8 protein-coding genes are annotated in these 8,075 nt (G+C 70.9%); 2 read left to right on the top strand and 6 right to left on the bottom strand.

The window, feature by feature from the left end:
* Both Q0Z44_RS13090 and Q0Z44_RS13085 read left to right on the top strand, forming a co-directional pair.
* On the top strand, window positions 1-225 hold a 225-nt coding region (locus Q0Z44_RS13090; RefSeq protein WP_298013437.1), incomplete at its 5' end, for a CorA family divalent cation transporter.
* A 4-nt stretch (window positions 226-229) separates the two neighbouring features.
* Window positions 230-1,189, top strand: a complete 960-nt coding sequence (locus tag Q0Z44_RS13085; RefSeq protein ID WP_298013435.1) for an MFS transporter — start codon at window positions 230-232, stop codon at window positions 1,187-1,189.
* A 30-nt stretch (window positions 1,190-1,219) separates the two neighbouring features.
* On the opposite strand, the gene Q0Z44_RS13080 is transcribed toward Q0Z44_RS13085, so the two are convergent.
* The 6 genes from Q0Z44_RS13080 to Q0Z44_RS13055 all read right to left on the bottom strand — a co-directional run bounded on the left by Q0Z44_RS13080 (window position 1,220) and on the right by Q0Z44_RS13055 (window position 8,031).
* Window positions 1,220-3,040 carry an ATP-binding protein gene (locus Q0Z44_RS13080; protein WP_298013433.1) on the bottom strand — a complete coding sequence of 607 codons (1,821 nt, stop codon included), beginning with the start codon at window positions 3,038-3,040 and terminating at the stop codon, window positions 1,220-1,222.
* Window positions 3,037-3,711, bottom strand: coding sequence for a response regulator transcription factor (locus Q0Z44_RS13075; protein ID WP_298013431.1), 675 nt, complete (start codon window positions 3,709-3,711; stop codon window positions 3,037-3,039). Before Q0Z44_RS13075 ends, Q0Z44_RS13080 begins: the two co-directional genes overlap by 4 nt.
* An 88-nt stretch (window positions 3,712-3,799) precedes the next feature.
* Window positions 3,800-4,936 carry an AbrB family transcriptional regulator gene (locus Q0Z44_RS13070; protein WP_298013428.1) on the bottom strand — a complete coding sequence of 379 codons (1,137 nt, stop codon included), beginning with the start codon at window positions 4,934-4,936 and terminating at the stop codon, window positions 3,800-3,802.
* A gap of 60 nt (window positions 4,937-4,996) precedes the next feature.
* Window positions 4,997-6,541 (bottom strand): tripartite tricarboxylate transporter permease, encoded by a 1,545-nt coding sequence (locus Q0Z44_RS13065; RefSeq protein WP_298013426.1) that lies wholly within the window; start codon window positions 6,539-6,541, stop codon window positions 4,997-4,999.
* A 22-nt stretch (window positions 6,542-6,563) separates the two neighbouring features.
* The gene (locus tag Q0Z44_RS13060; RefSeq protein WP_298013424.1) at window positions 6,564-7,019 is read right to left on the bottom strand and encodes a tripartite tricarboxylate transporter TctB family protein; all 456 of its coding nucleotides are present in this window, start codon (window positions 7,017-7,019) and stop codon (window positions 6,564-6,566) included.
* Window positions 7,020-7,032: 13 nt separating this feature from the next.
* Entirely contained in the window at window positions 7,033-8,031 is a 999-nt protein-coding gene (locus tag Q0Z44_RS13055) for a tripartite tricarboxylate transporter substrate binding protein (RefSeq protein WP_298013422.1), read from the bottom strand.
* Window positions 8,032-8,075 lie beyond the last annotated feature (44 nt).

Genomic DNA, 8,075 nt, shown 5'->3' with positions numbered 1-8,075 from the left:
ACCGTCGGTTTCATCAACATCAACCAGAACAAGATCATCAAGATCTTCTCGGTGGCCTCGGTGGCGCTGCTGCCGCCCACGCTGATCGCCAGCATCTACGGGATGAACTTCCAGTACATGCCGGAGTTGAGCCAGACGTGGGGCTACCCCTTCGCGCTGTGCCTGATGCTGCTGTCCATCGTGACGCCGTTCTGGTTCTTCCGCCGCAAGGGCTGGCTCAAGTAAGACCGTGCCCCTGAACCTGCCTGCCCTGCCCGCCGGGCTCTGGCGCGTGATGCTGGGCACCACGCTGGTGGTCAGCAGCTACAGCCTGCTCAACCCGGTGCTGGCGGTGCGCCTGCAGACGGCCGGGGCCAGCAACCTGGCGGTGGGCCTGGTCGCGATGCTGCCCTTTCTGAGCGTGGCGTTGCTGGTGCCGGTGGTCTCGCGCGTGTTCGACCGCGTGGGCGTAGGTCGGGCCTACCGCATCGGGCTACTGCTGGAACTGCTGGCCTGCCTGGGCTACCTGCTGACCAACGACTACCGCGCGTGGTGTGGGCTCAGCCTGATGGCCGGCATCGGCGCGGCCGCAGCCTGGAACGCCACCGAAGGCCTGATTGCGCACAACGTGCCGGCCACGCACCGCGGGCGGCTTACCGGGCTGTACCAGGCGCTGCTGGGCGCCGGCATGGCGCTCGGGCCCTTTCTGCCCGGGCTCCTGGGCCTTACACCCACCGGCGCCAACGTGCTGGCAGCGGCCGGCCTGGCGCTGGGGCTGGGTGCGGCCACCTCGATCGCCGGCGTGCTGGGCATGGACAGCTTTGCGCTGCAGTACCCGCTGGGCTGGCTGGCCGACCACGTGCCCTCGCGCCGGCTGTTTGCGAGCGGGGCCGCGCTGCTGGCGCTCAGCGGGGTGGCCTTCACGCAGGCCGCGGCGTGGCCGCCCTTGCTGTGGTTGTGCGCCGCGCTGTGGGGCGGCCTCGGCGGCGCGCTCTACACGCTCAGCATGATCCGCGTGGCCCATGACTTCGAGGACACCTCGGCGCTGGCCGGCACCTCGGCCATGATTGCCGGATACACAGCGGGCGGTGCGCTGGGCCCGCTGGTCAGCGGCTGGTTCTTCGACCACGCGGGCGTGGGGGGCCAGGGCACCTGGCTGGCCGTGCTGGGCCTCAGCCTGCTGGTGCTGCAAAGGCGGCGCAGGGCCTGAAGGCGCCGCCGGTGCGGTGGGCCGTTGGATTCAGCCGGCGGTCACCCCGCTTGCCACCCGGCGCTCCGCGCGGCACGCCTGCAGCACGCCCAGCAGGTGGGCGGCCGGCACGGGCTTGTGCAGCAAGGTCAGGCCGCTGGCATGGGCCTCGCGCAGGCGCTCGGGCGCCGTGTCTCCCGTGATCAGCACCGCCGGCACCGGCCGGGCCAGCGTCTGGCGAATCGCCGCCACGGCCTGCACGCCGGTGCGGTGCTCGCGCAGGCGATGGTCCACCAGCAGCACGTCGGGCGAGAAACCCGACAGCAGGTGCAGGGCGGCCTCCAGGCCATCGACGGCCTCGCACCAGCAACCGCAATCCGTCAGCAGGTCAGCCAGCGCCTGGCGCACCGGTTCGTCGTCGTCGATCAACAGCACACGCAGGCCACGCAGATCGGGCGACGGCTCGGACCGCGCTGCGCCCACCGCCGCACTGGCCGCCGTCGCCGGCAGGATGATGCGGAACACCGAACCCCGCCCCTCGCGCGAGCGCAAGTCGACTTCCGCGCCCATGGCCCGCGCCAGGCCATCGACGATGGACAGGCCCAGCCCCAGGCCTTTCTGGCGGTCGCGCTCGGGGTTGCCCAGCTGGTGGAAAGCCTGGAACACGTGCCGCTGCTCGGCCTCGGGGATGCCGATGCCGGTGTCCCAGACCTCGATGGCAACGTGCGGGCCCTGGCTGCGGGCGGCCAGCAGGATGCGCCCGCGCTCGGTGTAGCGCACGGCATTGAGCAGCAGGTTGCGCAGCACGACCTCGACCAGGGACGGATCGGCATGGGCCACGCACCGGGTGGGGCGAGCACGCCAGCCCAGGCCCTTGGCCTCGGCCAGCGGGGTGAACTCGCGCGCGAGCTTGTCGAAAGTGGCCTGGAGCGCAAAGGGCTGTGGCGCGGGCCGCACCACGCCCGCATCGATCTTCGAGAAATCGAGCAGCGTGTGCAGCATCTCGCCCGCGGCATCGGCCGAGGCGGTGGCATGGGCCAGCAGCGCCTGCTGGCGCGCATCCAGGGGCGTGCGGCCCAAGGTGGCCAGCGACAGCGACAGCGCATGCAGCGGCTGGCGGAGGTCGTGGCTGGCCGAGGCGAGGAAGACGGTCTTGGCCCGATTGGCCTGCTCGGCGTCGTCGAGCGCGTCTTCGGCGACCTGGCGGGCGGCCATGGCGCGCTCGGTCTGGTCACGCAGGCGCTGGATCAGGCCGTCGTTCTCGAAACGCAGCGTGATGGACCGCAGCGCCATGCTCGAAGTGTGCCGCGAGAACGCGGTCATGGCCCACAGGTAGACCAGCACGCCCACGCCCAGCGTGAGGTTCACCGCGCCGCCCATGTCGAGCAGGGTGAAGGCCACCGGCAGCACACTGCACACCCAGTAGGCCATGGCCACCGGCCACGAGGGCGCGAACACGGCCAGACCGCCCGAGCTCATGCCGGCCGTGATGCCCAGCACCAGCGTGATGGTTTCGGGGTGCGCCGCGTCCATGAGCCACGGGGCCATGGCGCCGCGGCAGCTGCCCAGCAGGGCGGCCATCACACGCACCGCCTGAGCGTACTGGCCCACCCGACGGAAGTCGTCCGGGGCGGGCAGGACCCTGCGCGCCAGCAGGCACCCCAGGCTCACCGCCGAGGTCAGCAACGCCCACCAGACTGCGCCCAGGTCGCCTGAGATCATCACGAAAGCCACCGCGGCCAGGCAAGACATCAGGCACGACACGACGAACGCGCTGCCCAGGTTGCGGTCGAGCAGGGTCATCTGGGCCGACAGCACCCGCGGGCCGTCGAACTGCCACGCCGGGCGCAGCGGAGACCAGGCCGGCTTCACGAGAGGAGACCGCGCGCCTGCGCCAGGGCCACCGCCTGCTCTCGGCTCACCGCGCCCAGGCGCTCGGTGACCCACGAGAGTTCGGCGCGCACATCGGTCTCGCTGAGCGACAGGGCTCGGGCAATGGCGCGGTTGGAGGCCCCCCGGCTGACCTCGCCCAGCAGCGCACGCTGCAAGGGGGTCAGCGCGCTGTCATCGGCATCGGCGGGGGTGTCGAAGGCGGGCTCGTGCGCTTCGGGCGCCGGCCCGGTCGGGGCCTGCGTCCAGGTGTAGGGCAGCAAAGCCCACGCATTGCGCTGGTTCAGGCAGGCGTTCACGGCCTGCACGACGTCGTCAGGCCCCGCCGATTTGTGGAGGTAGCCGCACGCGCCGGCGGCGCGCGCCTGTTGCAGCAGTGCCGGCCCGACATCGGCCGACATGACGAGCACGCACAGCGAAGGGTGGGCCGCCAGCAACGCGGGCAAGGCCGCAAGGCCGTCGGCGTCGGGTAGGTGCACGTCGAGCAGCATCAGGTCGGGCGGATGGGCGGCGATCGCGGCCTGCGCCTCGCGCCAGTCGTGGGCCACCACCACCTCGGCCTCCGGCCAGCCTTCGGCCAGCATCAGGCGCAGCCCCGTCAGGTACAGGGCATGGTCGTCAACGAGAAGGAGGCGGGGGGTCACCGAACTCATGGCATCGCGGGAGGCACGATGCGCCAGTATCCACGCCCTCGCACCGGAAAACGCACGCCACGCGGGCCGGGAGCGCGGCATTCCCCCTTCAGGGGGGCGTCGCCGGCGGCAAAGGCCCCGAGGGCGACCGCGATGCCACACCGCGCAACAGCCCGGGCGCCAGGGCCAGCACCAGCATCAGGCGCAGCACGTGGGTGGCAATCACCTCGGGAAGAAAGGCCCCGCTCTGGCGCGCCAGCAGCGCCATTTCGGCCATGCCACCGGGCGCGAGCGCGAGGTAGTGCGTCAGCCAGGGCGCCGGCCCCCCGGGCAGGACAGCGGCCGCGCACCACGCCACCAGGCCACACAGGCCCACGCTGGTCAGCACGACGCCGGTGGCCACGGCCGTCAACCGGGGCGCCTGGCGCCAGGCCTGGGCGTCGAGCTTGCTGCCCAGTGTGATGCCCAGCAGCAGCTGCGCCGCGTCGAGCGCCACGGCCGGGACGGTCAGCGCCAGCCCGAGCGGCCGGTGCGCCGTCCACGCCGGCAGCACGGACATCAGCACCGCGGTGGCCAGCAGCGGCAGCATCATCCAGACGTTGGGCCAGCGGCGTCGGTGCAGGGCCGCCGTGGGCCAGGCGATGAGCAGCGCCCAGGCCAGCGTGAACAGGCCCGCCTGCCAGGCCAGCACCGTGCCCCCCGGCGCCGAGCGCAGCGCACCGACCGGGGCAAGCTCGCCCGGCAGCCACAGCAGGCTCCAGGGCACCAGCGACACCACCAGCGCCACGCGCAGCCCCTGCGTGAGCGCCACCGGCGCGGCCGGCACGCCATGGCGCTCGGCCAGCACCGCCATCTCGGAGGCGCCCCCCGGCAGCGCGCACAGCCACGAGCCGATGCGGTCAAGCCCGCCCCAGCGGCGGTAGGCCCACATCCCCAGGGGCGCGGGCAGCAAGGCCAGCACGGCCAGCGTCAGGAGCCAGGGCCAGCGCTCGGCCAGGCCAGCCACCACCTCGGGCGTGAAGCGCGTGCCCAGTCCCACGCCGATCACGCACTGGCCGAGGGCGCGCCCCCAGCCCCATTCGCGCAGCGGCACCCCGAGCCCGCGCGCCAGCCCATACGCCACCATGGGCCCGAGCAGCCAGGGCAACGGGCCACCGGCCCACGACCACAACACGGCCCCGAACACCGCCACCACCCAGCCGGACAACACGGCGCGCGGATGAGACGCAAGCAGGCGATCCAACATGACAGACAGTCTCAGGAAAAAAAAAGCGGCCCCGAAAGGCCGCCTGAAAGGAGCGCGGTTTCAGCCCGCCTGCTCCGGCGTGGCCGCCACAGCGGCCGGCACGGCACGCTGGCGACGACGCTGGATCACGGCACGCACGATGAAGGGCACGGTCAGCATCAGCACGGTGCACACCCAGAACCCGCGCGAGATGCCGCTTTCGGTCAGGATGGACCAGTCGCCGTTCGTCATCGACAGGGCGCGACGCAGGTTCTGCTCGATGAGCTCGCCCAGCACGAAGCCCAGGATCAGCGGGGCCATGGGCATGTGAAGCTTGCGCAGCACATAGCCGATCACGCCGAGCACCGTCATCAGGACCAGATCGAACGTGGTGGCGTGGATGGCATAGACGCCCACCGTGCTGACCGCCAGGATGCCCGGCACCAGCGCCCAGTTCGGCACCGAGAGGATGCGCGTGAAGATCCGGATCATCGGGATGTTCATGGCCAGCAGCATGATGTTGCCGATGAACATGGAGGCGATCAGGCCCCACACCAGCGTGGGTCGCTGCTCGAACAGCGCCGGCCCGGGGGTGATGTTGTAGAGCGCCAGGGCGCCCACCATCACGGCCGTGGTGCCCGAGCCCGGCACGCCCAACGTCAGCATCGGCACGAAGGAACCCGCCGCCGAGGCGTTGTTGGCCGCCTCGGGCGCCGCCACCCCGCGGATGTCGCCCTTGCCGAAGGTGCCTTCGGTGTCGGTGAGGCGCTTTTCCATCGAGTACGTCATGGCGCTGGCAATCGTGGCGCCGGCACCGGGCAGCACGCCCACGAAGAAGCCCACGATCGACGAGCGCACGGTGCCCCACCAGGTCTGCGCCATCTCCTTGAGGTTGAACAGGTTGCGGCCGGTCTGCGTGATCATGGTGTTGCCGGCCGTGATCTGCTCGATCATCAGCAGGATCTCGCTGATCGAGAACAGGCCGATCACCACCGCCACGAACTGGATGCCATCGGCGAGGTGGACGGTGTCGAAGGTGTAGCGGTAGACACCCGAGTTGGCGTCGATGCCGACCGTGGCCAGCGACAGGCCGAGCACGGCCGCCAGCGCCGCCTTCACGGGCTGGTCGCCCATCAGGCCGGTGAGGCAGGCAAAGGCGAACACCATCAGCGCGAAGTACTCGGCCGGGCCAAAGGCCAGCGCCCATTTCGCCAGCAGCGGCGCTGCCACCACCAGACCGGCGATCGCGATCATCGAACCCACGAACGAGCTCCACGCCGAGATCGACAGCGCGACACCGCCCAGGCCCTTGCGTGCCATCGGGTAGCCATCGACCGCGGTCATGATGGCAGCGGCATCGCCCGGCACGTTGAGCAGGATCGACGAAATCCGGCCGCCGTATTCACAGCCCAGGTAGACCGCCACCAGCAGGATCAGCGCCGACTCGGGCGGCAGGTTGAGCGCGAAGGCCAGCGGCATCAGGATGGCCACGCCGTTGATCGGGCCCAGGCCCGGCAGCATGCCCACCACGGTGCCGATGAAGCTGCCCACGGCAGCCAGCATCAGGTTCATCGGCGTCAGGGCGACGCCGAACCCGGTCATCAGATGGTCGAGTGTGGAACTCATGGAATTTTCTCCTCGGCCGGGCTCAGCCCAGCACGCTCAGCAGGCCGGCGGGCAGGATCACGTCGAACACGCGGTCGAACAGCAGGAAGAACGACACGCCCAGCGCCACGCCGGCCACTGCGCACTGGCGCCACGTGCCACCGAAGACACGACCGACCGGCAGCGTCATCAGCGCGGTGGCGATCACGAAGCCCAGCCACTGGAACAGCACCGCGTAGGCCAGCATGACGGCCGCCAGCGTGAGCACACGAATGGAGGCCGGGCCCCACAACGGCTCGGCCGGCTCGGCGCCGTCGACCTGGGGCTGCGGCCGCACGGCCAGCCAGCCCCCCAGGACGGCCATCAGGCCGGCCAGCAGCAGCGGGAAGGCCGCCGGCCCCACCGGCTCGTACGAAATCGGGGCAACGTAGCCCCGTCCCAGCCACCCCATGCCGGCGGCAAGAATCAGGCACACCAGGCCCAGGATGCGATCGGCCATCTCGGACTCCGCCTTACTTGCTGCTGACGACCAGACCCAGCTCGGCCGCCAGCTTGGCGTACAGGTGGGTGTGGCGCTTGACGTAGACGTCCAGCTCGACGCCGGTCATCGTCATGGGGAACAGGCCGCGCTCCTCACGCAGCTTGGCAAAGCCAGGGGTGGCCATGGCCTTCTGGAAGGCCGCCGTCCAGGCGTTGAAGTCGGCGTCCGGCACCTTGGGGCCCATGTAGAAGCCGCGGATGATGGGCCAGCTGATGTCGAAGCCCTGTTCCTTGGCCGTCGGCACGGAGGCGAGCTGACCGGGCAGGCGCTGGTCCGAGAACACGGCCAGCACGCGGATCGGGGTGCCGGCCTGGATCTGCGTGGCCGCCTCGGCCGCATCGCCCGAATACACGTGGATGTGGCCGCCCTGCAGTGCGGTCACCGCTTCGCCACCGCCTTCGAAGGCCACGAAGCGCATCGAGCGCGGATTCACGCCCGCGGCGCGCGCCGTCAGTGCGGCTTTCATCCAGTCCTGGCTGCCCACGGTGCCGCCTGCGCCGAACACCACCTTGGTCGGGTCCTGCTTCAGGGCGGCCGCCACGTCCTTCAGCGACTTGTAGGGCGAGTCCTTCTTGACGATGATGGCGCCGTAATCGGCCCCCAGCGCGGCCAGCCAGCGCACGTCGCTCACGCCGTACTTGCCGAACTTGCCCTGGGCGAGGTTGAGCAGCGAGCCGCTGGAGAACGCCACGATCGTGCCCGGCTCTCCAGGGCGCTGGGCCACGACGGCGTTGTACGCCACCGCGCCGATGCCGCCCGGCATGTAGGTCACACGCATCGGGTCGCTGCTCAGCTTGTTGTCCTGCAGCATGGTCTGGGCCATCTTGCAGGTGAGGTCGAATCCACCGCCGGGCTTGGCCGGGGCAATGCACTCGCTCTTGTCCAGGGGGCCGGCGCTGGCCACGGTGGCAGCCAGGGGCAGCAGGGCCGCGCAGGTCAGCACGGCGCGAACGGTCAGGGGCAGTTTCATGGGCAGGCTCCTCGGGTCTCGTCGGTGGATCTTGTCTGGCAGCC

Origin of the sequence: uncultured Aquabacterium sp. (genome assembly GCF_947366995.1) — a bacterium.
Classification (GTDB): Bacteria; Pseudomonadota; Gammaproteobacteria; order Burkholderiales; family Burkholderiaceae_C; genus Aquabacterium.
This window is presented reverse-complemented; position numbering and strand designations above follow the sequence as displayed.

Bases quoted from the DNA above. Each gene is read 5' to 3' on its own strand.
- Q0Z44_RS13075 (WP_298013431.1), bottom strand. From the start codon at position 3,711: ATGAGTTCGGTGACCCCCCGCCTCCTTCTCGTTGACGACCATGCCCTG.
- Q0Z44_RS13070 (WP_298013428.1), bottom strand. From the start codon at position 4,936: ATGTTGGATCGCCTGCTTGCGTCTCATCCGCGCGCCGTGTTGTCCGGC.
- Q0Z44_RS13065 (WP_298013426.1), bottom strand. From the start codon at position 6,541: ATGAGTTCCACACTCGACCATCTGATGACCGGGTTCGGCGTCGCCCTG.
- Q0Z44_RS13060 (WP_298013424.1), bottom strand. From the start codon at position 7,019: ATGGCCGATCGCATCCTGGGCCTGGTGTGCCTGATTCTTGCCGCCGGC.
- Q0Z44_RS13055 (WP_298013422.1), bottom strand. From the start codon at position 8,031: ATGAAACTGCCCCTGACCGTTCGCGCCGTGCTGACCTGCGCGGCCCTG.